14 protein-coding genes, 2 tRNA genes and 5 rRNA genes (1 of these 21 cut by a window edge) are annotated in these 24,706 nt (G+C 43.7%); 18 read left to right on the top strand and 3 right to left on the bottom strand.

What is annotated here, in order from left to right:
- The first annotated feature begins 164 nt into the window (after positions 1-164).
- The 4 genes from AC4JOV_RS10460 (at position 165) to AC4JOV_RS10445 (ending at position 3,471) form a co-directional block, all read left to right on the top strand.
- On the top strand, positions 165-521 hold the full coding sequence (locus AC4JOV_RS10460) for a hypothetical protein (RefSeq protein WP_229937647.1): 357 nt from the start codon (positions 165-167) through the stop codon (positions 519-521).
- Positions 522-583: 62 nt separating this feature from the next.
- Positions 584-1,849: a hypothetical protein gene (locus tag AC4JOV_RS10455; RefSeq protein ID WP_229937648.1), complete on the top strand. Its 1,266-nt coding sequence runs from the start codon at positions 584-586 to the stop codon at positions 1,847-1,849.
- A 9-nt stretch (positions 1,850-1,858) separates the two neighbouring features.
- Positions 1,859-2,737 (top strand): metal ABC transporter substrate-binding protein, encoded by an 879-nt coding sequence (locus AC4JOV_RS10450; protein ID WP_229937649.1) that lies wholly within the window; start codon positions 1,859-1,861, stop codon positions 2,735-2,737.
- Positions 2,728-3,471, top strand: a complete 744-nt coding sequence (locus AC4JOV_RS10445; RefSeq protein ID WP_229937650.1) for a metal ABC transporter permease — start codon at positions 2,728-2,730, stop codon at positions 3,469-3,471. Before AC4JOV_RS10450 ends, AC4JOV_RS10445 begins: the two co-directional genes overlap by 10 nt.
- Here the strand turns inward: AC4JOV_RS10445 and AC4JOV_RS10440 are convergent.
- Positions 3,457-3,939 (bottom strand): exosortase/archaeosortase family protein, encoded by a 483-nt coding sequence (locus AC4JOV_RS10440; RefSeq protein WP_229937651.1) that lies wholly within the window; start codon positions 3,937-3,939, stop codon positions 3,457-3,459. The genes AC4JOV_RS10445 and AC4JOV_RS10440 overlap by 15 nt on opposite strands.
- A 105-nt stretch (positions 3,940-4,044) precedes the next feature.
- Between AC4JOV_RS10440 and AC4JOV_RS10435 the strand changes: the two genes are divergently transcribed.
- Complete coding sequence (locus tag AC4JOV_RS10435) at positions 4,045-4,305, top strand: restriction endonuclease subunit S domain-containing protein (RefSeq protein WP_229937652.1); 261 nt, start codon at positions 4,045-4,047, stop codon at positions 4,303-4,305.
- 299 nt (positions 4,306-4,604) lie between these two features.
- Here the strand turns inward: AC4JOV_RS10435 and glmS are convergent, their stop codons facing one another.
- Positions 4,605-6,413 (bottom strand): glutamine--fructose-6-phosphate transaminase (isomerizing), encoded by a 1,809-nt coding sequence (gene glmS / locus AC4JOV_RS10430; RefSeq protein ID WP_229937653.1) that lies wholly within the window; start codon positions 6,411-6,413, stop codon positions 4,605-4,607.
- Positions 6,414-6,416: 3 nt separating this feature from the next.
- Positions 6,417-8,885 carry a [protein-PII] uridylyltransferase family protein gene (locus AC4JOV_RS10425; RefSeq protein ID WP_229937654.1) on the bottom strand — a complete coding sequence of 823 codons (2,469 nt, stop codon included), beginning with the start codon at positions 8,883-8,885 and terminating at the stop codon, positions 6,417-6,419.
- 110 nt (positions 8,886-8,995) lie between these two features.
- Here AC4JOV_RS10425 and mqnE point away from each other — a divergent pair, with 110 nt between their 5' ends.
- From mqnE to AC4JOV_RS10360, 13 genes are all read left to right on the top strand, one after another.
- Complete coding sequence (gene mqnE, locus AC4JOV_RS10420; protein ID WP_229937655.1) at positions 8,996-10,078, top strand: aminofutalosine synthase MqnE; 1,083 nt, start codon at positions 8,996-8,998, stop codon at positions 10,076-10,078.
- Entirely contained in the window at positions 10,071-10,517 is a 447-nt protein-coding gene (locus tag AC4JOV_RS10415) for a phosphoribosyltransferase (RefSeq protein WP_229937656.1), read from the top strand. Before mqnE ends, AC4JOV_RS10415 begins: the two co-directional genes overlap by 8 nt.
- A gap of 8 nt (positions 10,518-10,525) precedes the next feature.
- Positions 10,526-11,095: an anthranilate synthase component II gene (locus AC4JOV_RS10410; protein WP_229937657.1), complete on the top strand. Its 570-nt coding sequence runs from the start codon at positions 10,526-10,528 to the stop codon at positions 11,093-11,095.
- Positions 11,096-11,102: 7 nt separating this feature from the next.
- On the top strand, positions 11,103-12,191 hold the full coding sequence (locus AC4JOV_RS10405; protein WP_229937658.1) for a hypothetical protein: 1,089 nt from the start codon (positions 11,103-11,105) through the stop codon (positions 12,189-12,191).
- Positions 12,192-12,320: 129 nt separating this feature from the next.
- The gene (locus tag AC4JOV_RS10400; protein ID WP_229937659.1) at positions 12,321-13,658 is read left to right on the top strand and encodes an ATP citrate lyase citrate-binding domain-containing protein; all 1,338 of its coding nucleotides are present in this window, start codon (positions 12,321-12,323) and stop codon (positions 13,656-13,658) included.
- A 9-nt stretch (positions 13,659-13,667) separates the two neighbouring features.
- The gene (locus tag AC4JOV_RS10395) at positions 13,668-15,470 is read left to right on the top strand and encodes a citrate/2-methylcitrate synthase (RefSeq protein WP_229937660.1); all 1,803 of its coding nucleotides are present in this window, start codon (positions 13,668-13,670) and stop codon (positions 15,468-15,470) included.
- 500 nt (positions 15,471-15,970) lie between these two features.
- A 16S ribosomal RNA gene (locus tag AC4JOV_RS10390) occupies positions 15,971-17,481 on the top strand.
- Positions 17,482-17,685: 204 nt separating this feature from the next.
- Positions 17,686-17,761 (top strand) — tRNA-Ala (locus tag AC4JOV_RS10385).
- A 287-nt stretch (positions 17,762-18,048) separates the two neighbouring features.
- A 23S ribosomal RNA gene (locus AC4JOV_RS10380) occupies positions 18,049-20,920 on the top strand.
- A gap of 153 nt (positions 20,921-21,073) precedes the next feature.
- Positions 21,074-21,189: ribosomal RNA gene (rrf, locus tag AC4JOV_RS10375) — 5S ribosomal RNA — on the top strand.
- A gap of 797 nt (positions 21,190-21,986) precedes the next feature.
- Positions 21,987-23,497 (top strand): 16S ribosomal RNA (locus tag AC4JOV_RS10370).
- A 116-nt stretch (positions 23,498-23,613) separates the two neighbouring features.
- Positions 23,614-23,689, top strand: a tRNA-Ala gene (locus AC4JOV_RS10365).
- A gap of 287 nt (positions 23,690-23,976) precedes the next feature.
- Positions 23,977-24,706: ribosomal RNA gene (locus tag AC4JOV_RS10360) — 23S ribosomal RNA — on the top strand (it continues 2,142 nt past the right edge of the window).
- Together the 16S, 23S and 5S rRNA genes with 2 tRNA genes alongside form the textbook arrangement of a ribosomal RNA operon.

Raw genomic sequence — 24,706 nt, 5'->3', positions numbered from 1 at the left:
TCCAATGATTCTCCCTGCTTATGCATCTCTACTTTTCTCTGCCTACAGGCGTTTTATCCTGTTACCATATCTTACTTGTCTCAGTCGTTCTCATTGGGTAGCCTGTATGCAAAGGATGGCGTAAAAAAGATATGCTATAATCCGCCAAAAATAAGGAGAGTGATATGTTCAGAAGCGCTGCAGTGTTCCGTTTTGTTCTGATCGCACTCTTCTTGTTTGCCTACCAGACAACCACCATACACTCCAAACATCATCATCTGGAAGAGTTTGGAGGGTGTCAGGTATGTAAAGCTTCCAAAAGCCTGGGAACCTCCCACCATGAAACACTCTTTTCTCTACAGAGTGAGAGTATTGCCGTCGAGGTCAGTGAGATAGAAGAGAAGAAGATTATACAAGCTTCGTATGATCTGACCCAAACCCCTGAACAGGAGACTGCTTCTTATGAGGGAATGATAGCTCTCTCTGTTCCTACACTCCCCCTGGGCTTTGATCCCCATGCCCCTCCCTATACTTTTTCCTAACCATTCAAACAGAAACAGATAAAAAACTAAAATCAATATCACGATACCAGTTAAGGATAATTATGAAAAAAATATGGATATTGAGTGCAGTAACGACTGCATTTCTTATGGCTCAAGGCGATTCACTTGAGTCTCTTTTAGAAAGTAAAAAAATCAATAGTACGACAGAAAAAAGTTTTGAGGATTTATTTCAAGTATCACTCATCGTAGATGGTTCTTATACAACTAGACAATTTGATAATGAAGATGAAATAGAGCATTTGGAGATTCCGGGTTTAGTTCATGGCGGACATGGGGAAGAACATGAGGGACATGTACATGCCCCTTTGGATGGAAATGAAGGTTTTACTTTTAATTATGCCGAGCTACATTTTGGTACACAAACCGATTTGATGGATTTTTCAGGAAATTTTCATATCACGAAAGATATGTTTGAAGTGGAAGAACTTTTTGGTGTAACTAGAGGCCTGCCTTATAGTTTAAGTCTTAAAGTCGGTAAATTTAGAAGTGACTTTGGTTACCTCAATAATAAACATGAGCATAGTTATAACTTTTTTGAGATACCACTTATTTATAATGCACTCTTAGGTTACCATGCGCTATTGGAAGAAGGGGCACAACTGCAGTATGTTTTATCTACACCATACTATATGATGGTAGGGTTTGAAGCATTTAGGGGTGAGAATGAACAGAGCTTTGGATATGAGGGGTTTATGGAAGGTATGAGTGATGTGGACTATCCATCACTTTATGTGAGTTACCTGAAAACCTCTATAGATATAGGGGGAGGTACACTCTTAGCAGGAGTAAGTTATGCAAAGGGGCATACGCGTTTAGACCATCTGGAAGATGAAGAAGAACCACATGCTTTTGCAGGAGATACCAAGCTTTACGGTACAGATTTAGTATACAAGTACTATTTTGCTGCAGAGAAGGCAATTAGCTTTCAAGGAGAGTACCTCTATAGAAAGATGGATGGTATAAAGTATGGGGAGGGAGCTCTGGCAGAAGGTGACATGCGTAAAAAACAAGCGGGCTTCTATGGAGAGTTCATTTATCAGCATGACAAAAATTGGCGAACAGGTGTACGTTACAGCGGTATCACACAAAATGATATTTTTCTTAATGACATAAAAAGTTTACAACCTGATGATATGTATATTACTTCGATGATGTTAGAATATAATTTTTCTGAAAAAAGTCGTTTAAGACTCCAATATAATTATAACAGTGCGCTCTATACAGATGAGGGTGAAAAGAACAATAAAAAGGAGTTTATTCTCCAATATACTCACGCGTTTGGTGCACACGGTGCACATGCATTTTAGGAGATACAGATGAGAGCATTATGGATAATTTTGATTTTTGCAACTTCACTTTTTGCCAAACTTCAAGTGGCAGCAGCTTACCCGTATATCGAACAGTTGACAAAAGAGATCGCAAAAGATAGAGTGGATGTTACACTTCTTTCACAAGGGAATTGGGATCCGCACTTTGTTGTACCTAAGCCATCTTTGATTAGTGGACTTCGTGACAGTGATTTATTGATACTTAATGGAGCTTCACTTGAGATCGGTTGGCTTCCTCCTTTAATCCAAAGGGCAAATAATCCAAGGATTCAAACAGGAGCTAAAGGATACCTGGATCTAAGCAAATATGTTGAACTTAAAGATATTCCAACACATATTGACAGCACGATGGGGCATGTACATAAAGAAGGAAATCCGCATTTTATTTTGGATCCTCATAATATCATTACGCTTGCTGAGGTGATTATGATTAAACTTTCTGTACTAGATAAGGAAAACTATTCCTTTTACAAAAAAAATTTTGAAGTATTTAAAACACGTTGGACAAAAAAGCTAAAAATATATGATAGAACAATGAAACAATGTGAAGGTATAAAAGTGGTTCAGTATCATGAACTTTTCAACTATTTTCTCTACCGCTATCAGATCAAATCACTGGATAATCTGGAGCCGTTACCTGGAGTAAAACCCAACTCAAAACATACCTTGGAACTTATCAAGAGCATACGTCAAAATGGTGTAAAACATATCCTGCAGGATGTGTATCATGAGGATAAAACAGCCTCCTTTATCGCTTCAAAAAGCGGTGCAAAAGTGATTACGTTACCACATGATGTCGGTGCACTTAAAGGTACACAAACACTGGAAAAATTTTATGATACGCTCATAGGCAGGATATGCAACTGATAGAGATTTTATGGCCGTCATTTGTATTGATCATTTTTTTGGTCTTTATCCATGCAATTCTTGGTATAGAGATTATTAAAAGGGGTGTGATTTTCACTGATCTGGCCATCGGTCAGATGGCTGCAGTGGGGATGGCAATAAGTATCGGTTTTTTAGACGGGAACTATCAGACACTATTGACACTTTTTTTTGCGATTCTCGGAGCTTTGTTCGTCACTTATGCAACACGCTATGTGGAACATATCGAAGCATTTATCGGGATACTGTATGCCTTTGGAGCTTCAAGTATTATGATTTTACTTTCAAACAGCCCGCAAGGTACAGAACTCTTTGCCAAGCTTAGTGCGGTGGATATACTGTTTGTCTCACCCCATGAGCTTATCATTCCGGTGCTACTTTATAGTATGATTGCGATATTCATGTTTTCAGTTTATCCCAAAATGACAGGTATGGTACGTGAATTGAGCTTTTTTATACTCTTGGCACTGACAGTCACTTCATCGGTACAGCTTGCCGGCGTTTTGGTAGTATTTGTTCTTTTGGTTGCTCCGGCACTCATTGCACTGTCACAGCAAAAGTTCACACCACTTTATACTGCATGGGGCAGTGGATTGTTCTTCTCATGTATCGCATTAGTGGCCTCTTATAATTTTAATCTGCCTACAGGTTATAGTATTGTCTTTTTTCAGAGTCTTGGTGTAGTGGGTTACTTCTTGCTATCAGCTAGAAGATAACCTGGATTGTTTGATAAAAAGGATAAAAAGTCCCAATCCTACGATCATCAGAAGTGCATTTCCGAAAATATCATGGGCAAGGTAGAAGTTGCTTCTCCCGCCTTTTTGTTCTACAAAATGGACCACAATGAGTATACGCAGTACATTTATCAGTGTAAAGATCAGGTAGCCTGCACCCATCCAAAGCGGCTTGACCCAGAGTTTTGACGGGTAGGCGACTATCGCAGCGAAGTAGAAGAGGATAGGAACCATACCGTTACAGGCCTGTGTGATAATGATCTTGTAGAGAGGGGTAATGATGATATCGATTCCCTGAAGCTGTCCGGGCTTTAAAAACGGCTCAAGCATCATCAGTGTCAATGCACTTTGAGTATCATTGAGTACTCTGGATAGAATGCTCGTATCAGCATAGAAGAGTGTAAAGAGCAGCAGAAGTGCCAGTAGATAGAGTAGGACGAACTTTTTCATAACCTATACTATAACACAATAATGTTGCAACCGAAGTATGGATAGAGAGAAATCTATGGTGAGAATTTGGATACAATACGTTAATTATTTTACTAGGATATGACTATGACATCAGCAGAAAAACTGAAAAACCTTTTGGAACTGGAAGTGATCCCTGATCTTGAAGTAGCGATCGATGAGCTTTTTGAGCAGATCGATAAAGCCAAAAGTGCTTCAAAAGAGCAAAAAGCGGATCTTGAGGAGTTACGTGAGATGCGTACAGAGTGTTTTGCGATCGTAGAAGAGCTTAACCGCGATGAGCTGGATGAGGATGAGATCGAAGAGCTGCTGGCTGAATTGGTTGAGATGAAAACGGAAGAAGAATAGCATCCCCAAAGGTATTTTCCCTGGGCATCATGAATTCACCCAAAATCTTGTTCCCACTCTCGGGAGTGAGAATGTGCACTGACCGTAAGGGAAGAAGTGCCCTTGGGGTGTATACCTACATTATACATATCATTGAATTGATAGTCCACCGATAGCTGACAGGTATATGTAATCAAATTCCTCGTAGTATAGAGGATATTTTTTCAAAACACTTGACATACTGATGTAAAAATATTATCTTGCTAAACGCTAAACGCTAAACGCTAAACGCTAAACGCTAAACGCTAAACGCTAAACGCTTATTCCACCGTGACACTCTTTGCCAGGTTTCTTGGCATATCTACATCATTCCCCAGTCTTACAGAGATCTCCAGTGCGAGCAGCTGTGTGACGACCATCATCTCAAAGAACTCCAGCATCGGGTGTGAATCATAATGTGTTTTGATAAAGTCATCAGCGAGATCAAATGGTTCCGGTGAGATCGCACAGATCGTTGCATCTCTGGCACTGAGCTCCTCGACATTGGATTTGATCTTCTCATAGTGCATACTCTTCGGCATCAGTGCGATCGTAAAGAGTTCACTGTCCGCCAGGGCGATCGGACCGTGTTTCATCTCACCTGCAGGATATCCCTCGGCATGCAGGTAGCTGATCTCTTTGAGTTTCAGGGCGCCTTCCAGTGCGAGCGGGTAGAAGATATCCCGCCCGATAAAGAAAAATCCATGCCCATGCAGGTAACGCTTTGAGAGTCTGTGCAGCTTTGCATGGAGGCTGTCTGTGACGATCAGCGCTTTCGGCGTGTGAAGCATCGCATTGATCTCAGCTGTTAACACTTCTTTTGGGATAGTGTTTTTTTGCTGACCGACATAAAGTGCAAGCATCCAAAGTACCATCGTCTGGGTGGCAAAGGCTTTTGTACTCGCTACTCCTTTCTCTATCCCTGCGCGGGTGAGGATTGCGGCATCACTCTCCCGGACGATAGAGGAGTTGTCTACATTACAGATACTCAGACTCTTCAGTCCTGCACGCTTAGCCATCTTGAGTGCTTCAAGGGTATCAGCCGTTTCACCGCTTTGCGAGATCGTGATAAAGAGTGTATCTTGTGTCAACAGCGGCTCTTTGTATCTGAACTCTGAAGCGATCTCTATATCGCAGCGTACTTTTGCGATACGTTCGAAGAGATAAGCTGCAGCCAATGCGGAGTGGTAGCTGGTACCGCAGGCACAGATCTTGATGCTGTTGATTCCGTCAAAAAAATCACTGTTCAACTCTTCAAACGCGATACCGTTATCAAGCACACGTCCCATCATCGTTTCACTCATCACACGGCTCTGTTCATAGATCTCTTTTTCCATAAAGAAACGGTAACCGTCTTTTTGTGCCAGTGCTTTATCCGCTTTCAGAGGTTGTTTTGTAAAACTTTTTTCCCCGTTGGCATTGAAGAGTTTTAGTTTGCCCGCATTGGCATAACCATACTCCCCGTCTTCAAGATAGTAGACTTCCGTTGCCTTACCGATGATCGGTGTATCTGAGGAGGCAAAGTAGATCTCGTCTCCGTCAAATCCAAGCAGCATCGGTGAACCGTTTTTGGCAAAAAAGATCGTATCGGGCGCACTTTCTGAGATAAGGAGTGTTGCATAGGCACCCTCTAGACGATTTACAGTCTGCTCAAAAGCTTTGAAGGGGTCTTCTGTTTGATCATAATATTTTTCATAAAGGTGGACGATCGTCTCCGTATCGGTTTGGCTTAAAAAATTAAAGCCTTCAGAGATAAGCTCCTCTTTCAGCTCCTGGTAGTTTTCGATAATCCCGTTATGTACCACATAACTGTATCTGCCCAAATGGGGGTGTGCATTGAGCTCTGTAGGTTTGCCGTGTGTGGCCCAACGTGTATGACCGATAGAGATACCAAATCCGTCAGAGTGGAATGTTTTGGTCTTCTCTCTGAGGTTTTCCAGTTTTCCTATCGCTTTATAGCTATCCAGGTTTTTCCCGTTAATGACAGCAATCCCTGCTGAGTCATATCCTCTATACTCGAGTTCCTGAAGTCCGTCCAGCAGTATCTCTTTCTTCTCTTTTACCCCTAAGTATCCGACAATTCCGCACATTGATCAATCCCCTGTAAGTTTCTTCATAATTGTTTCGGTATTATGACAAAAGTTTCCATTCTTTTCGATGAGAAACATATCCTTGGCACGATTTTTTATTGTATGTATTTTGGCGGTAAGGATATCAATCCCTAACGCTTCAAAGGTTTCAGTCACATACGCCAGCAGTCCTCTCTGGTTCAGACAGTTGAGGTACAGTGCACCGTAGTTAAGAGAGTGTTCACAATCTATCTCTATCTCCTCAGGTTTGATCAAAGGCACTTTGGTCAGGAGACTTCCTGTTTTGACAAAAGAGTCATGAATGATCTTTTCAATAGCATGAAGCTCATCCTGGTCCACTTTCTCCTCAAAATCTATCTTGAAGTATTTTGTATCATTAAAGAGCTTGTAGATGTCCATGTGACGTATTTCCAGTTTTGAGAGCTTGGCTAGAAGGTAGCCCAGGTTGATCGGTCTCTTACGGATAATCTCTATACTCAGGTGCTCTTTATTCTGAAGTGTAAAAGTATACTCCTCCAGATCAAATGCCTCTTTGCTGATCTCAACGATCTTTTTTGGGGTGTAGCGTAAAAAGAGCAGGTTGGAGGGGATAAGCAGTATTTTGTTCTGCTGGGACTTTGTAAGTTTAAGAAAGTAGGGACTGCGCTTGAGCGAATGCTCTTTTTTGACCCGTTTTGCTGTTTCATCAAGCAGTTTTTCCTGATCGAGCGTATCCAGGGCCTGCAGGTAGAGTGTATGGATCAGTTTGGAGGCAAAAGAGCTGTAGACATCTTTACCTACGGCACTCATATCCGCATAGGTAAGGATATAGATAAGGTCAAGCATTTTTTTGCTTTTGAAATGGGAAGCAAACTTCAGGATGACTTTATGGTTATGCAGGTCCTCCCTTTGTGCCACTTTGGACATGAGCGTATGATAGAGGATCAGTGTCTCTCCCCTCTCGATCAGTTCGTTTTTCATGCCCAGTTTCGAAGCAAATACCCTGAAGAGTGAAGCACCGACATTATGGTGATCCCGCTTACGCCCTTTGCCGGCATCATGAAGCAGCGTGACCAGTTTCAACATGGCTTTCTCATCTCTCTCCAGAGTTTTGTAAAGTGATTGAATGAACGGTTCTTTGATATTCTCCAGGTGTTTGACGGACTGTAGTGAGTGGATATCTACCGCATAGGTATGGTATCCGTCAAATTGAGGAAGATCAACCACGCGTTTCAGCGGGGGAAGCAGGTACCTTAGCTGTCTGGCATAGGCGAAGGTTTTGAGCACAGGGTAGACATGCGGTTGATAAAAGAGCTTTGCAAGGGTTTGATAGAGTTTTTTATTGAGGCGTTCGGGCTTTGTCGCATTGACCAGGGCCTGAAGCAGTGTAGGGTGTGCCGTAAATGTCTGGTCGGCATGTTCTACAAGCAGCTCTATAAGTGAAGCGATATCTTCATTGCCCTCTTTCGGGTAGAGATAGTTCTTATCCTTATCGATGGTTTGGAACTCTCTTGTTAGGAGTTCCAGCCAGATCATACTGTAAAGACGAAGGATCTTCAGACTCTCTGTCACTTTTCTGGAAAAACGCATGAGCTCTTTGGGAGAGTGGTCGTATCCAAGCAGTGCTGCAACATGAGGGATAAGGTCGAGTCTGAGTTGATCCTCTTTTTTATGTGCCACAAGGTGGAGTGCAGAACGTACACGGAAGAGAAATTCCAGTGCGATACGAAAGGACCGGTACTCTTTTTCTGAAATGATCTCTTCCGGAAGGTTTTTGATACTGTCAACATTGTAGAGTATCTTTCCGATCCAGAAGATCAGGTTCGCATCACGGAATCCGCCTACACCCTCTTTGAGGTTAGGTTCCATCGTGAGAGGGTACTTACGGTGTTTATCTTTCTGCTCCTGCAGCTTCTCCCGTATGAATCCCTCTATGTTATCATGCCGTATTTTTTGAAGTGCATTTTGCGTGGCAGTCCAGATAAAGTTTGACCCCTCGATAAAGCGTGATTCGATCAGTGCGGTTTTGATGGTAATGTCTGTTTTTGAAACCTCCAGGAGCTCGTCTGTTGTATGTACCCGGTGACCGAGTTTCAACCCCGTGTCCCACAGGATATAGAGGATCTTTTCGATAAAGGCCTGTGTGTTATAGCCGGGAATATCCTTATAGACGATCATCAGGTCGATATCCGAACGGACACAGAGCTGTTCCCGCCCATAACTGCCCAGTGCGACCAGTGCAACAGGCAGGGAGTTTTTCATCGGCGCGTAGTTCCCGAACATTGCACGCAGCGCAACCTTGTAGACAAGTTGAAGCATGCAGTCTATTTTACGGGTATGTTTGACTAAAAAATCTTTACCCCCAGAGGTACGGAAGGTCTCTTCAAGGTTTTCAAGATAGTGCTGAATATCGGCTTTGAGCACTTTGGCGATCTTGAAATCCTCGGCATTATGATAAATAAGCTCTTCGACCTGGGCTTTGAGATTATCCACTTTTCACTCCCTAATCTTTTAGTGGTATAATACCAGAAACTATTACCGCACCCAAGTAGAAGATGATGAAATATTAAGCGATTGAGGGTGTGGGAAATGATGGAAAGCCTATGACGGAATTGCAAAAAGAAGCATTGATAAAAAAAGTAAAAAACAAAGAGAGATTAACCCAGGAAGAGGGGGAAGCACTGTATGAGCTTGATCTCTATACCCTGGGTGACCTGGCAGATGCGATAAGACAGGAAAAGTACGGTAAAAAGAGTTATTTCAATATCAACCGCCATCTAAATCCGACCAATATCTGTGCAGATGTCTGTAAGTTCTGTGCCTATTCTGCTACCCGAAAAAACCCCAACCCTTATACGATGAGCCATGAAGAGATGCTTGAGATCGCTGCAAATGCGGTCAAGAACGGGGCTAAGGAGATCCATATCGTTTCAGCACACAATCCGGATGCCGGTTTGGAGTGGTATATGGGGTCATTTAGAAAGATCAAAGAGGCCCATCCGGAACTGCATGTCAAAGCGATGACTGCTGCCGAGGTTGATTTTCTGCATAGAGAGTATGGGTTGAGCTATGATGAGGTGCTTGATCTGATGATCGAGAACGGGGTCGACTCTATGCCCGGCGGCGGTGCGGAGATATTTGACGAGGAGGTACGTGAGTATCTATGTAAAGGCAAGGTGACCTCAGAGCAGTGGCTGGAGATCCATCAGAAATGGCATGAAAAAGGCAGAGAGAGTAATGCCACAATGCTTTTTGGTCATGTAGAGACACGTGCGCATCGTATCGACCATATGATCCGTCTTCGTGATCTTCAGGACAGGACAGGGGGATTCAATGCCTTTATCCCGCTTGTTTACCAAAGAGAGAATAACTATCTGAAAAACTGTAACTTTCCTACAGGCCAGGAGGTATTGAAAACCTATGCGATCAGCCGTATCATGCTGGATAATATCCCACACATCAAAGCCTACTGGGTGACCGCTTCGATCAACCTTGCTTTGATAGCCCAGGAGTTCGGTGCGGATGATCTGGACGGGACGATCGAAAAAGAGTCGATTCAGGCGGCTGCAGGGGCAGACAGTGCGAAAGGGATGCAACTCGAAGAGTTTATCTCTATGATCAAAAATACAGGTTTCACTCCGGTAGAGCGTGACAGCCTCTATAATGAGTTAAAAATCCATGAATAGGCTCTACTACCCTTATAGTGACTTCAGAGATGATCTGAAACTATTGGCCTCAAAGATTGATAAGGAGTTTGACGCAATACTCTGCATTGCAAGAGGCGGAATGACCATGGCCCACCTCTTTGGCGAGTATTACGATATGCGCGAGGTCTATAGTGTCAATACCATCGGTTATGAGGATACCCGGAAAAAAGAGCGTGTAGAGGTATTTAATATTCCCGATCTCAAATCAGCAAAAACTGTTTTGGTCCTGGATGATATCGTCGATAGTGGGGATGCATTGACCGAGGTATTGCAGGTTATGCGTGAGAGATACCCTGAAATTACATTTTTAACCGCCGCGCTCTTTTATAGAAAAAGTGCTAAAATAGCACCAAATTGGTATGTCAATGAAGCGACCGCATGGATAGACTTCTTTTGGACAGTAGATTTGAAACGATAGGATAGAAAATGGTATTAATGATAGACAACTACGACAGCTTTACTTACAATATTGTGCAGTATTGTAAAGAGTTGGGTGCAGACCTGAAAGTGATCCGTAACGACGAACTTACTATTGATGAGATCAAGGCACTTAACCCTGAGAAGATCATTCTCTCTCCCGGACCTTCCACCCCTAATGATGCAGGAGTGACACTGGATGTGATCAAGGCGTTTGGAGATACTACGCCGATCTTCGGTATCTGTCTTGGGCATCAGAGTATCGCACAGGCATATGGCGGGGAAGTGATCCGCTCAAAGCATATGATGCATGGAAAGACCTCACAGGTGCATATCGATGCCACCACACCTATCTTTAAGACACTGCCCGAAGAGTTCAGAGCGACACGTTACCACTCATTGACAGTCAACAAAGAGAATTTGCCTGATAATATCGTCGCTACGTCACATAGTGTCGATGATGAGGAGATTATGTCCCTGCAGATCAAAGATAAACCGATTTACGGTGTACAGTTTCACCCTGAGTCCATTATGAGTGAGCATGGACATAAAATGCTGGATAATTTTTTGAAATTATAAATTCAGAATGAAAAAACACTATTTTTGGACGATTGCATTTTTTTATGCCATAGTAGTGTTTTATCTGGCAGCCACAACGCCTATCAGCCCGCATGAAGCCAAAACCTTATTTACTGCTGATACACTTGTCACTCTTTTGATGAAGTGGGGAGAGGGAATTAGTGACACTCTCTTTGGCTTACGACTCTTTTTCATCTCCGCAGGTTTTCTGAGTATCATCCTTTTTTATCAATTGAGCAAAAGAGTATGTTCAAAACCCGAGGATACCTATTTAGCTACTTTCATATTTATGCTCTTACCCGGTATCTTGACAGGAACCATGCTGGCCAATATTGCTATTATTGTTCTACCGGTTGTTTTACTGTTTGTATTAATGTATGAGAAGGGGTACTTCTGGAGCCTTCCGTTTTTGATGCTGATACTCTTCTTTATCCATGAAGCCTCGATCATTTTCTTTATAGCCGTACTTTTATATGCAGTGGCGCAGAAAGATAAAGCTTTGTCGATTGTCTCTTTGGCATTTTTATTGGCATTTATCTATCTGGCAAAAGGGATAGTGATCGGCGGTAGGCCTTCAGGACATTTTTTGGAGATATTCGGCCTCTATGCGACACTCTTTTCACCTTTTCTATTTCTCTATTTTTTCTATGCACTCTATCGCATACTGCTCAGAGGTAAAAAAACGTTACTTTGGTATATCTCTTTTACCGCACTGGCGTTTTCTCTCTTGTTATCACTGAGACAGAAGATTCATATTACTGATTTTGCTCCCTATATGATGATCGCTGTTCCGTTGATGATTTCTGTATTCAATCATAGTATGCGTGTACGGCTGCCACAGTTTCAAAAGCCTTACAGAATGGGGGCTTATTTTATTCTATTTACACTGATATTGAATGCACTGGTGATTATGACACATAAGGTGAGCTATTATCGGACAGGCTTGAGTGATAAGCACTTCGCAAAACGTATCTATGGACCTTATGACAAGGTACAAGAACTCAAAGCAGCGGGGATTGAGTGTTATAATCCACCACAACGGAGCGAATCGTATCAGTTTCAGTACTATCATATGCCAGTTTGTAACAAAAAGTAAAAACATCAGTCAAAAAACTGTTTCTATTATACACATTATTTTTTTTATTCTTATGGAAATGATTAGCTAAACGAAAGTTAAAACTATCTAATGCTAGACTAATGTGAACTTAATAAAAGGAGAACTCGTATGGCTCAAAAGGCGATTAGAGAATACGACGCAAAGTCGATTTTGGCTAAGCACTGGGATAAATATTTCCCAAATTTCACTTATGCTTACGAAACAGTGATGGTTCAGAATGGATCAGAGTTGAGAGAAGCTGCGAAAGAGAAAGCATGGCTTAACGAAAAAGCATTGGTTGCTAAACCGGATATGCTGTTCGGTAAAAGAGGTAAGAATGGTCTGGTACTTTTTAGAGACCAAAAGCCTGGTGATGTAAAACTTGAAAAAGCTGCGGCATGGATCGATGAGAAAGCAAATGACAAGCAAGAGGTATACTTTGCATTTGACGGTGATACACCTGCAGGTGAGCCATCAGTAGACTACTTGACTCACTTTGTAGTAGAGCCGTTCACTCCGCATGAGCAAGCAGAAGAGTACTATATCTCTGCAACATGTGTTGGTGATGAAGATATGCTTTACATGTCAGCTGAAGGTGGTATGGAAGTAGAAGAGGGCTGGGAAGAGAAAGTAACTGAGGTCGCTTTCAAAATCACTGAGAGCGAAGAAGAGATTGCTGAGAAGATCAGAGCAAACGTACCTGCAGATGTAGCTGAAAAAGATAAAGCAAGTTTTGCAGAATTCGCAATCGGTTTCTTCAGAGCATACAGAGAGCTTAACTTCGCTTACCTTGAGATCAACCCGTTTGTAATGCAAGGGAACAAGATCGAACTTCTTGATATGGTTGCAAAACTTGATGACACTGCAGGATTTATGATGGTAGATGCATGGGGTGATGTTGAGTACCCGACTGCATTCGGTATGGAAGAGAAGTCTCCTGAAGTACTTGCTGTTGAAGAAGCAGATGCAAAAACAGGTGCGTCTTTGAAGCTTACACTCCTTAAGCCTGATGCACGTATCTGGACAATGGTTGCCGGTGGTGGTGCATCAGTGGTATATGCTGATACGATCGCTGACCTTGCAGGTATCGATGACCTTGCGAACTACGGTGAGTACTCTGGTGGTCCGACAACAGGTGAGACAAAGTTCTATGCTGAGACACTACTTGACCTTATGACAAGAGAGAAAGATGCACAAGGTAGAGATAAGATCCTTATCATCGGTGGTGCAATCGCTAACTTTACAGATGTTGCAAAAACATTTACAGGTATCATCCAGGCATTTGAAGCGTATGCAGAGAAGATGAAAGAAGTGGGTGTGAAGATCTACGTTAGACGTGGTGGACCAAACTACGAAAAAGGTCTTAAAGATATCAAAGAAGCTGCAGACAGACTTGGTCTATGGATCGATGTATATGGACCGGAAACACACGTAACTGACATTGTAAGAATGGCAGTAGAGGCATAAGGAGAGAAGATGGCACAATTATTTACAAAAGATACACAAGCAATTTTCTGGAACAACAACCGTTCCGCAATCCAAAGAATGCTTGACTATGATTACACAATCAAAAGAGAGAAACCTTCAGTAGCGGGTATCGTTGCTCCGACAAGTGGTAACAAGTTTGACAAGTTCTTCTGGGGTGGTGATGAGATCATGATCCCACTTTACAAGAATACAGCAGAAGCAAAAGCTGCTCAACCTCAAGCTGACGTTCTTTTGAACTTTGCATCATTCAGAACGGCTTATGATGTAACAACAGAAGCACTAGAGATCGGTGGATTCAACACGATTATGATCACAGCAGAAGGTATCCCTGAAAGACTTGCTAGAAAAATGAACCAAGCTGCAAGAGATGCAGGTGTTACTGTAATCGGGCCTGCTACAGTTGGTGGTATCGCTCCGGGTGCATTTAAGATCGCAAACGTTGGTGGTACGATCGAGAACATCGTAAACTCTAAGCTTCACAGAGCTGGTTCATGTGGTCTTGTAACAAGATCCGGTGGTCTTTTCAACGAACTTTCTAACATTATCGCTATCAATGCTGACGGTATTGCTGAAGGTGTTGCGATCGGTGGTGACAGATTCGTTGGTTCTGTATTTATCGATAACCTTCTTAGAATGCAAGACAACCCGGAAGTGAAGTATATGATCCTTCTTGGTGAAGTTGGTGGTACAGAAGAGTACAAAGTGATCGAGGCGGTAAAAGACGGTAGAATCACTAAGCCAATCATCGCATGGTGTATCGGTACGATTGCAAAACACTACAGCAGTGGTGTACAATTCGGTCATGCAGGTGCATCTGCAAATGCTGAGAGAGAGACTGCTGAAGCGAAAAACAAAGCGATGGCAGAAGCAGGTATCCATGTACCTGAAACATTCAATGACCTTCCGGCGAAGATCAGAGAAGTATATGAGTCTCTTAACCTTGCTCCGATCCCAGAGCCTGAGATCAACATCGTTCCAAAAGTAAGAAGAAGCAAGCAGTTCATCTGTACGATCTCTGATGACAGAGGTGAAGAAGCGACTTACGCTGGATTCCCTATCTCTTCTGTAGCGCTTCCAAGCACTGGAAAAGGTATCGGTGATGTTATTTCACTTCTTTGGTTCAAAAAACAGTATCCGAAATGGGCTACAGACTTTATCGAAACTGTGATCAAAACTGTTGCTGACCATGGTCCGGCAGTATCTGGTGCACACAATGCGAAAGTAACTGCAAGAGCTGGTAAATCAGTGGTTGAGTCATTGGTAACCGGTCTTCTTACTATCGGTCCAAGATTCGGTGGTGCGATTGACGGTGCAGCGCAGTACTTCAAGTATGCAGATGACAACAACCTTTCACCAAAAGAGTTCTTGAGCTATATGAAAAGTGAAGGTGTGCCAATCCCGGGTATCGGTCACAGAATCAAGTCATTGAAAAACCCTGACCTACGTGTGAAAGGTTTGATGGATTACGCTGCAGAGAATTTCCCTGCAACACCACTTCTTGACTATGCAAGAACAGTAGAAGCATTGACTACGTCTAAGAAAGAGAACCTCATTCTGAACGTTGACGGTACAATCGGTATCTTGATGGTAGATATGTGGAGAGCACTTGGTTACTCTGAAACTGAGATTGATGAGTTCATCTCTTCAGGTACACTGAATGCATTCTTCATCGTAGGTAGATCTATCGGATTCATCGGTCACGTACTTGATGAGAAGAGACTTGCTATGCCTATGTATAGACACCCAATGGATGACATCCTTTACGATGTGCCAATGGCTGAAGAGATCTAATCTAGCACTTTTTGCTTTTAGTATCTCGGACGTGAGTGAAAACTCATGTCCATTCCTTTTTTCTAATTTTCCTCTTTATTTTTTCCTCATTTTTTCGCTGTAATGATCCTGATATTTTTATCATTTTAACTGACTTGATAATAAAGTATAGCTGATGATAAAAGAACAATTTAATCCATCAAAAAAATGGCTAAATTTCCATATATAATGTAAGTAAAAATAAAATTTTAAACAAAAGCAAAAAAAAACGAATAAATTACAGAAAACCCTTGACAGCAAAGGTATTCGGTGCTATAATACGCGTCCACAAACACAGAGACCTTAACCGAGTGGGTTGAGAGAGTGCGAGTGAATGATCTTTGACAACCAAATATAAGTAAACAAATCAACGTCTATTTGAGATTTAATTTTTGCACCTTTTAATAAAAAGGTGATAAAAGAGTTAAACTTAATTAGAAATAGTTAAGTGATTCTTTGACAATGGTTCAAGCCATTCATTTTTAATGGAGAGTTTGATCCTGGCTCAGAGTGAACGCTGGCGGCGTGCTTAACACATGCAAGTCGAACGGTAACAGCAGAAGCTTGCTTCTGGCTGACGAGTGGCGGACGGGTGAGTAATGTATAGCTAATGTGCCCCTTGGAGAGGGATAGCCACTGGAAACGGTGATTAATACCTCATACTCCTTCTATCTTAATGATAGTTGGGAAATGTTTTTTCGCCAAGGGATCGGGCTATATGGTATCAGTTAGTTGGTGAGGTAATGGCTCACCAAGACGATGACGCCTAGCTGGTCTGAGAGGATGATCAGCCACACTGGAACTGAGACACGGTCCAGACTCCTACGGGAGGCAGCAGTGGGGAATATTGCACAATGGGGGAAACCCTGATGCAGCAACGCCGCGTGGAGGATGACGCATTTCGGTGTGTAAACTCCTTTTATATAGGAAGATAATGACGGTACTATATGAATAAGCACCGGCTAACTCCGTGCCAGCAGCCGCGGTAATACGGAGGGTGCAAGCGTTACTCGGAATCACTGGGCGTAAAGCGCGCGCAGGCGGTTTGATAAGTTGGATGTGAAAGCCTACGGCTCAACCGTAGAACTGCATCCAAAACTGTCAAACTAGAGTCTGGGAGGGGAAGATGGAATTAGTTGTGTAGGGGTAAAATCCGTAGAGATAACTAGGAATACCAAAAGCGAAGGCGATCTTCTGGAACAGTACTGACGCTGAGGCGCGAAAGCGTGGGGAGCAAACAGGATTAGATACCCTGGTAGTCCACGCCCTAAACGATGAATGTTAGTCGTCGGGATGCTAGTCATTTCGGTGATGCAGTTAACACATTAAACATTCCGCCTGGGGAGTACGGTCGCAAGATTAAAACTCAAAGGAATAGACGGGGACCCGCACAAGTGGTGGAGCATGTGGTTTAATTCGAAGATACGCGAAGAACCTTACCTAGCCTTGACATTGATAGAACACTTTAGAGATAGAGTGGTGCCCTTCGGGGAACTTGAAAACAGGTGCTGCACGGCTGTCGTCAGCTCGTGTCGTGAGATGTTGGGTTAAGTCCCGCAACGAGCGCAACCCTCGTCACTAGTTACTAACGGTTCGGCCGAGGACTCTAGTGAGACTGCCTTCGCAAGGAGGAGGAAGGTGAGGACGACGTCAAGTCATCATGGCCCTTACGGCTAGGGCGACACACGTGCTACAATGGGCAGGACAATGAGACGCGATACCGCGAGGTGGAGCAAATCTATAAACCTGTTCTCAGTTCGGATTGTACTCTGCAACTCGAGTGCATGAAGCTGGAATCACTAGTAATCGTAGATCAGCCATGCTACGGTGAATACGTTCCCGGGTCTTGTACTCACCGCCCGTCACACCATGGGAGTTGATTTCACCCGAAGCGGGGAAGCTAAACTGGCTACCCTCCACGGTGGAATCAGCGACTGGGGTGAAGTCGTAACAAGGTAACCGTAGGAGAACCTGCGGTTGGATCACCTCCTTTCAAGAGTATACAACTGATGTCTCTCACAAGACATCAGTTCAACATCAGATAGCGTTGGATTGTTTACCAAGCTTATGTTTGGTTGTCTGAGATCATTAAGGTCTTTGACATAAAATTACTAGTAATTTTCTTTCACAGAGTGAAAGCTTTAGTGAGATGAATTGATGATGAGCTTTGCTTAGCATCAAGAAGAAAATAATAGTTGGGGAATTAGCTCAGCTGGGAGAGCGCCTGCTTTGCACGCAGGAGGTCATCGGTTCGATCCCGTTATTCTCCACCATCTAGAGATAGATGAGAGAAAAGACTTAATACAAGTTCTTGAGATAAGAATTTGTATTAGGTTTTACCTAAATGTTTTTTAACTTATTATTGTTAAGAGTCTAACGTAATGTTGCATGGTAAATGAATTACTTCATATATCATAAACAAATTACAATTTAACAGAAAATTATCAGAAATGATAATCTTTCATGTGCAAACTCATAAAAAAGCATACTTTTATTAGATAAAGATGAATCATGTAAAAATGACTCAGATTGCATTTAATAAGGTAGTACCTTAGAATTAAATAAATTAATCTAAGGGCAGATGGTGGATGCCTTGACCAGGAGAGGCGATGAAGGACGTACTAGGCTGCGATAAGCCAGGGGGAGCTGCCAAGAAGCATTGATCCCTGGATTTCCGAATGGGGCAACCCAGCATGTGGTGACGCATGTTACTCTTTCGAGAGAGCGAACGTAGGGAAGTGAAACATCTCAGTACCTATAGGAAAAGAAATCAACCGAGATTCCCAAAGTAGCGGCGAGCGAAATGGGATTAGCCCTAAAGAGTTTAAGGTGTTAGTAGAATTAGCTGGAATGCTAGACCAAAGAGGGTGAAAGTCCCGTATACGAAAACTAATTAGACTTTATTCGAGTAGGTCGGGACACGTGGAACCCTGACTGAATATGGGAGGACCACCTTCCAAGGCTAAATACTACTCCAGGATCGATAGTGAACCAGTACCGTGAGGGAAAGGTGAAAAGAACCGCGGTGAGCGGAGTGAAATAGAACCTGAAACCATCTGCCTACAATCATTCAGAGCCCTATGATTTATCAGGGTGATGGACTGCCTTTTGCATAATGAGCCTGCGAGTTGTGGTGACTAGCGAGGTTAAGGAAACCCGAAGCCGTAGCGAAAGCGAGTGTTAACGTGCGAATAGTTAGTTGCTGCAGACCCGAAACTAAGTGATCTATCCATGGGCAGGTTGAAGCTGGTGTAAGAGCCAGTGGAGGACCGCACGGGTGGAGGTTTAAAACTCCTCCGATGACCTGTGGATAGGGGTGAAAGGCCAATCAAACTTAGTGATAGCTGGTTCTCTCCGAAATATATTTAGGTATAGCGTCATGTTCGAAGTATATGGGGGTAGAGCACTGATTGGGCTAGGGCCTACACCAAGGTACCAAACCCAGTCAAACTCCGAATACCATATATGAATTCATGGCAGTCAGGCATAGGGTGATAAAATCCTAGGTCGAAAGGGAAACAGCCCAGACTACCAGCTAAGGTCCCAAAGTTCTATTTAAGTGGAAAAGGATGTGGAGTTGCTTAGACAACCAGGAGGTTGGCTTAGAAGCAGCCATCCTTTAAAGAAAGCGTAACAGCTCACTGGTCTAGCGATTCTGCGCCGAAAATATAACGGGGCTAAAATAGACACCGAAGCTGTAGATTTACACACTAGTGTAAGTGGTAGGAGAGCGTTCTAGTCAGCATTGAAGCCATACCGGTAAGGAGTGGTGGAGCGGCTAGAAGTGAGCATGCAGGCATGAGTAGCGATAAAACAGGTGAGAATCCTGTTCGCCGAAAACCCAAGGGTTCCTACACGATGCTCGTCAATGTAGGGTTAGTCGGGTCCTAAGTCGAGTCCGAAAGGGGTAGACGATGGCAAATTGGTTAATATTCCAATACCAACTATTAAGCGCGATGGGGGGACGCATAGGGTTAAACGAGCTCACTGATGGAATAGTGGGTCGAAGGGTGTAGGTAAGCTGGATAGGAAAATCCGCCGGCTGTTTCCGAGACCTGACAGGCTGATGACGCTCTTCGGAGAAGATTCAGAATCGTTGATACCGTCGTGCCGAGAAAAGCCTCTAAGTATATTAATAGTTGCCCGTACCGTAAACCGACACAGGTGGGTGAGATGAGTATTCTAAGGCGCGTGGAAGAACCCTGGTTAAGGAACTCTGCAAACTAGCACCGTAACTTCGGAATAAGGTGTGCCTACTCTTGTATATGGACTTGCTCCAGAAAGCGAGAGAGGTTGCAACAAAGAGTCCCTCCCGACTGTTTATCAAAAACACAGCACTTTGCTAACTCGTAAGAGGATGTATAAGGTGTGACGCCTGCCCGGTGCTTGAAGGTTAATTGATGGGGTTAGCATTCGTGCGAAGCTCTTGATCGAAGCCCAAGTAAACGGCGGCCGTAACTATAACGGTCCTAAGGTAGCGAAATTCCTTGTCGGTTAAATACCGACCTGCATGAATGGCGTAACGAGATGGGAGCTGTCTCAACCAGGGATCCAGTGAAATTGTAGTGGAGGTGAAAATTCCTCCTACCCGCGGCAAGACGGAAAGACCCCGTGCACCTTTACTACAGCTTGACACTGCAATTGGGATATATTTGTGCAGGATAGGTGGGAGGCTTTGATTCATCGGCGCCAGCTGATGATGAGCCATCCTTGAGATACCACCCTTATATATTCTGATTGCTAACTTGCGTCAGTTATCCTGACGGAGGACAATGTCTGGTGGGTAGTTTGACTGGGGCGGTCGCCTCCTAAAAAGTAACGGAGGCTTACAAAGGTTGGCTCAGATGGGTTGGAAATCCATCGTAGAGTATAATGGTACAAGCCAGCTTAACTGCGAGACGTACATGTCGAGCAGAGACGAAAGTCGGTCATAGTGATCCGGTGGTTCTGTGTGGAAGGGCCATCGCTCAAAGGATAAAAGGTACGCCGGGGATAACAGGCTGATCTCCCCCAAGAGCTCACATCGACGGGGAGGTTTGGCACCTCGATGTCGGCTCATCGCATCCTGGGGCTGAAGCAGGTCCCAAGGGTATGGCTGTTCGCCATTTAAAGCGGTACGCGAGCTGGGTTCAGAACGTCGTGAGACAGTTCGGTCCCTATCTGCCGTGGGCGTTGGATGATTGAGGAGAGTTGACCCTAGTACGAGAGGACCGGGTTGAACGAACCACTGGTGTACCAGTTGTCCTGCCAAGGGCATCGCTGGGTAGCTATGTTCGGATGTGATAACCGCTGAAAGCATCTAAGCGGGAAGCCAACTCCAAGATGAATCATCCCTGAAGATCCGCAGAAGACTACTGCGTTGATAGGCTGGGTGTGTAAGTGATGAGAGTCATTTAGCTGACCAGTACTAATAGATCGTTCGTTTTTATTTTATTCAACTACGGGTACTACCTTATTAAGTGCAAACTTAGTAAGATTGCAACCGATTGTAATTTACGCATTCTTTAGACTCTTAACAATGTTAAGCTCTCAAAGCTCTTTAGAGCAAAGAGAAACAAGTACATTACGATGTATTTCTTTCTCTTTGTGGTGGGGTTAGAGGGAGGGTCACACCCAGCTCCATTCCGAACCTGGAAGTTAAGCCTCCCATCGCCGATGATACTGCAGGCTACGCTTGTGGAAACGTAGGTCGCTGCCACTTTGAGTTTCTTTCTTTTTTTATTCAATCACACATTCATTTCATTATAAGTTCAATCAAAACAATCACTCTTTATTTCTATTCTATTCTATTTATTCTTTTTACTTGACATCCTCTCAAATCCCTGCCATGATGCTCACTGCTCACTGCTCACTGCTCACTGCTCACTGCTCACTGCTCACTCCTATTTCCTATTTGGTACGTGATTACGCACCCTACGCGAAGCAATAGTATCGAAATACACTTGACTTACTCTCGTAACTCTGACATGATCCGTATCACGTATCACTACCATCCGTTGATGTTTGATTTACTCCCCATTAACTCCCATCACTTATAATGGTATTAGAAAAGGTTGCCAGCCTTGAAGAGTTTCATTTACTCCTTGTTCAAAAATGTAAATCTCCCTGTTTACTCTTCCTGGCTCCCTTTTACAGAAGAGCCTCTCCTTCCTTCCCTTTTTCCTTGTACGTTTGGTTCTTCGGGTTTCATTAGATATAGCTTAAAAGTAGGAAAAAAGCGGTAAATTAAACAAAAGCAAAAAAAAACGAATAAATTACAGAAAACCCTTGACAGCAAAGGTATTCGGTGCTATAATACGCGTCCACAAACACAGAGACCTTAACCGAGTGGGTTGAGAGAGTGCGAGTGAATGATCTTTGACAACCAAATATAAGTAAACAAATCAACGTCTATTTGAGATTTAATTTTTGCACCTTTTAATAAAAAGGTGATAAAAGAGTTAAACTTAATTAGAAATAGTTAAGTGATTCTTTGACAATGGTTCAAGCCATTCATTTTTAATGGAGAGTTTGATCCTGGCTCAGAGTGAACGCTGGCGGCGTGCTTAACACATGCAAGTCGAACGGTAACAGCAGAAGCTTGCTTCTGGCTGACGAGTGGCGGACGGGTGAGTAATGTATAGCTAATGTGCCCCTTGGAGAGGGATAGCCACTGGAAACGGTGATTAATACCTCATACTCCTTCTATCTTAATGATAGTTGGGAAATGTTTTTTCGCCAAGGGATCGGGCTATATGGTATCAGTTAGTTGGTGAGGTAATGGCTCACCAAGACGATGACGCCTAGCTGGTCTGAGAGGATGATCAGCCACACTGGAACTGAGACACGGTCCAGACTCCTACGGGAGGCAGCAGTGGGGAATATTGCACAATGGGGGAAACCCTGATGCAGCAACGCCGCGTGGAGGATGACGCATTTCGGTGTGTAAACTCCTTTTATATAGGAAGATAATGACGGTACTATATGAATAAGCACCGGCTAACTCCGTGCCAGCAGCCGCGGTAATACGGAGGGTGCAAGCGTTACTCGGAATCACTGGGCGTAAAGCGCGCGCAGGCGGTTTGATAAGTTGGATGTGAAAGCCTACGGCTCAACCGTAGAACTGCATCCAAAACTGTCAAACTAGAGTCTGGGAGGGGAAGATGGAATTAGTTGTGTAGGGGTAAAATCCGTAGAGATAACTAGGAATACCAAAAGCGAAGGCGATCTTCTGGAACAGTACTGACGCTGAGGCGCGAAAGCGTGGGGAGCAAACAGGATTAGATACCCTGGTAGTCCACGCCCTAAACGATGAATGTTAGTCGTCGGGATGCTAGTCATTTCGGTGATGCAGTTAACACATTAAACATTCCGCCTGGGGAGTACGGTCGCAAGATTAAAACTCAAAGGAATAGACGGGGACCCGCACAAGTGGTGGAGCATGTGGTTTAATTCGAAGATACGCGAAGAACCTTACCTAGCCTTGACATTGATAGAACACTTTAGAGATAGAGTGGTGCCCTTCGGGGAACTTGAAAACAGGTGCTGCACGGCTGTCGTCAGCTCGTGTCGTGAGATGTTGGGTTAAGTCCCGCAACGAGCGCAACCCTCGTCACTAGTTACTAACGGTTCGGCCGAGGACTCTAGTGAGACTGCCTTCGCAAGGAGGAGGAAGGTGAGGACGACGTCAAGTCATCATGGCCCTTACGGCTAGGGCGACACACGTGCTACAATGGGCAGGACAATGAGACGCGATACCGCGAGGTGGAGCAAATCTATAAACCTGTTCTCAGTTCGGATTGTACTCTGCAACTCGAGTGCATGAAGCTGGAATCACTAGTAATCGTAGATCAGCCATGCTACGGTGAATACGTTCCCGGGTCTTGTACTCACCGCCCGTCACACCATGGGAGTTGATTTCACCCGAAGCGGGGAAGCTAAACTGGCTACCCTCCACGGTGGAATCAGCGACTGGGGTGAAGTCGTAACAAGGTAACCGTAGGAGAACCTGCGGTTGGATCACCTCCTTTCAAGAGTATACAACTGATGTCTCTCACAAGACATCAGTTCAACATCAGATAGCGTTGGATTGTTTACCAAGCTTATGTTTGGTTGTCTGAGATCATTAAGGTCTTTGACTTGACATGGGGAATTAGCTCAGCTGGGAGAGCGCCTGCTTTGCACGCAGGAGGTCATCGGTTCGATCCCGTTATTCTCCACCATCTAGAGATAGATGAGAGAAAAGACTTAATACAAGTTCTTGAGATAAGAATTTGTATTAGGTTTTACCTAAATGTTTTTTAACTTATTATTGTTAAGAGTCTAACGTAATGTTGCATGGTAAATGAATTACTTCATATATCATAAACAAATTACAATTTAACAGAAAATTATCAGAAATGATAATCTTTCATGTGCAAACTCATAAAAAAGCATACTTTTATTAGATAAAGATGAATCATGTAAAAATGACTCAGATTGCATTTAATAAGGTAGTACCTTAGAATTAAATAAATTAATCTAAGGGCAGATGGTGGATGCCTTGACCAGGAGAGGCGATGAAGGACGTACTAGGCTGCGATAAGCCAGGGGGAGCTGCCAAGAAGCATTGATCCCTGGATTTCCGAATGGGGCAACCCAGCATGTGGTGACGCATGTTACTCTTTCGAGAGAGCGAACGTAGGGAAGTGAAACATCTCAGTACCTATAGGAAAAGAAATCAACCGAGATTCCCAAAGTAGCGGCGAGCGAAATGGGATTAGCCCTAAAGAGTTTAAGGTGTTAGTAGAATAAGCTGGAATGCTTGACCAAAGAGGGTGAAAGTCCCGTATACGAAAACTAATTAGACTTTATTCGAGTAGGTCGGGACACGTGGAACCCTGACTGAATATGGGAGGACCACCTTCCAAGGCTAAATACTACTCCAGGATCGATAGTGAACCAGTACCGTGAGGGAAAGGTGAAAAGAACCGCGGTGAGCGGAGTGAAATAGAACCTGAAACCATCTGCCTACAATCATTCAGAGCCCTATGATTTATCAGGGTGATGGACTGCCTTTTGCATAATGAGCCTGCGAGTTGTGGTGACTAGCGAGGTTAAGGAAACCCGAAGCCGTAGCGAAAGCGAGTGTTAACGTGCGAATAGTTAGTTGCTGCAGACCCGAAACTAAGTGATCTATCCATGGGCAGGTTGAAGCTGGTGTAAGAGCCAGTGGAGGACCGCACGGGTGGAGGTTTAAA

It is taken from the genome of Sulfurovum sp. MH2-6, assembly GCF_058374785.1.
Note: the sequence above shows the minus strand (reverse complement) of the source record. Positions and strands in the feature narration are given on the sequence as shown.

Coding starts and splice junctions, on each gene's coding strand:
- AC4JOV_RS10405 (WP_229937658.1), top strand. CDS start 11,103: ATGAAAAAACACTATTTTTGGACGATTGCATTTTTTTATGCCATAGTA.
- AC4JOV_RS10440 (WP_229937651.1), bottom strand. CDS start 3,939: ATGAAAAAGTTCGTCCTACTCTATCTACTGGCACTTCTGCTGCTCTTT.
- AC4JOV_RS10415 (WP_229937656.1), top strand. CDS start 10,071: ATGAATAGGCTCTACTACCCTTATAGTGACTTCAGAGATGATCTGAAA.
- AC4JOV_RS10460 (WP_229937647.1), top strand. CDS start 165: ATGTTCAGAAGCGCTGCAGTGTTCCGTTTTGTTCTGATCGCACTCTTC.
- AC4JOV_RS10445 (WP_229937650.1), top strand. CDS start 2,728: ATGCAACTGATAGAGATTTTATGGCCGTCATTTGTATTGATCATTTTT.
- AC4JOV_RS10435 (WP_229937652.1), top strand. CDS start 4,045: ATGACATCAGCAGAAAAACTGAAAAACCTTTTGGAACTGGAAGTGATC.
- AC4JOV_RS10395 (WP_229937660.1), top strand. CDS start 13,668: ATGGCACAATTATTTACAAAAGATACACAAGCAATTTTCTGGAACAAC.
- glmS (WP_229937653.1), bottom strand. CDS start 6,413: ATGTGCGGAATTGTCGGATACTTAGGGGTAAAAGAGAAGAAAGAGATA.
- AC4JOV_RS10400 (WP_229937659.1), top strand. CDS start 12,321: ATGGCTCAAAAGGCGATTAGAGAATACGACGCAAAGTCGATTTTGGCT.
- mqnE (WP_229937655.1), top strand. CDS start 8,996: ATGACGGAATTGCAAAAAGAAGCATTGATAAAAAAAGTAAAAAACAAA.
- AC4JOV_RS10450 (WP_229937649.1), top strand. CDS start 1,859: ATGAGAGCATTATGGATAATTTTGATTTTTGCAACTTCACTTTTTGCC.
- AC4JOV_RS10455 (WP_229937648.1), top strand. CDS start 584: ATGAAAAAAATATGGATATTGAGTGCAGTAACGACTGCATTTCTTATG.
- AC4JOV_RS10410 (WP_229937657.1), top strand. CDS start 10,526: ATGGTATTAATGATAGACAACTACGACAGCTTTACTTACAATATTGTG.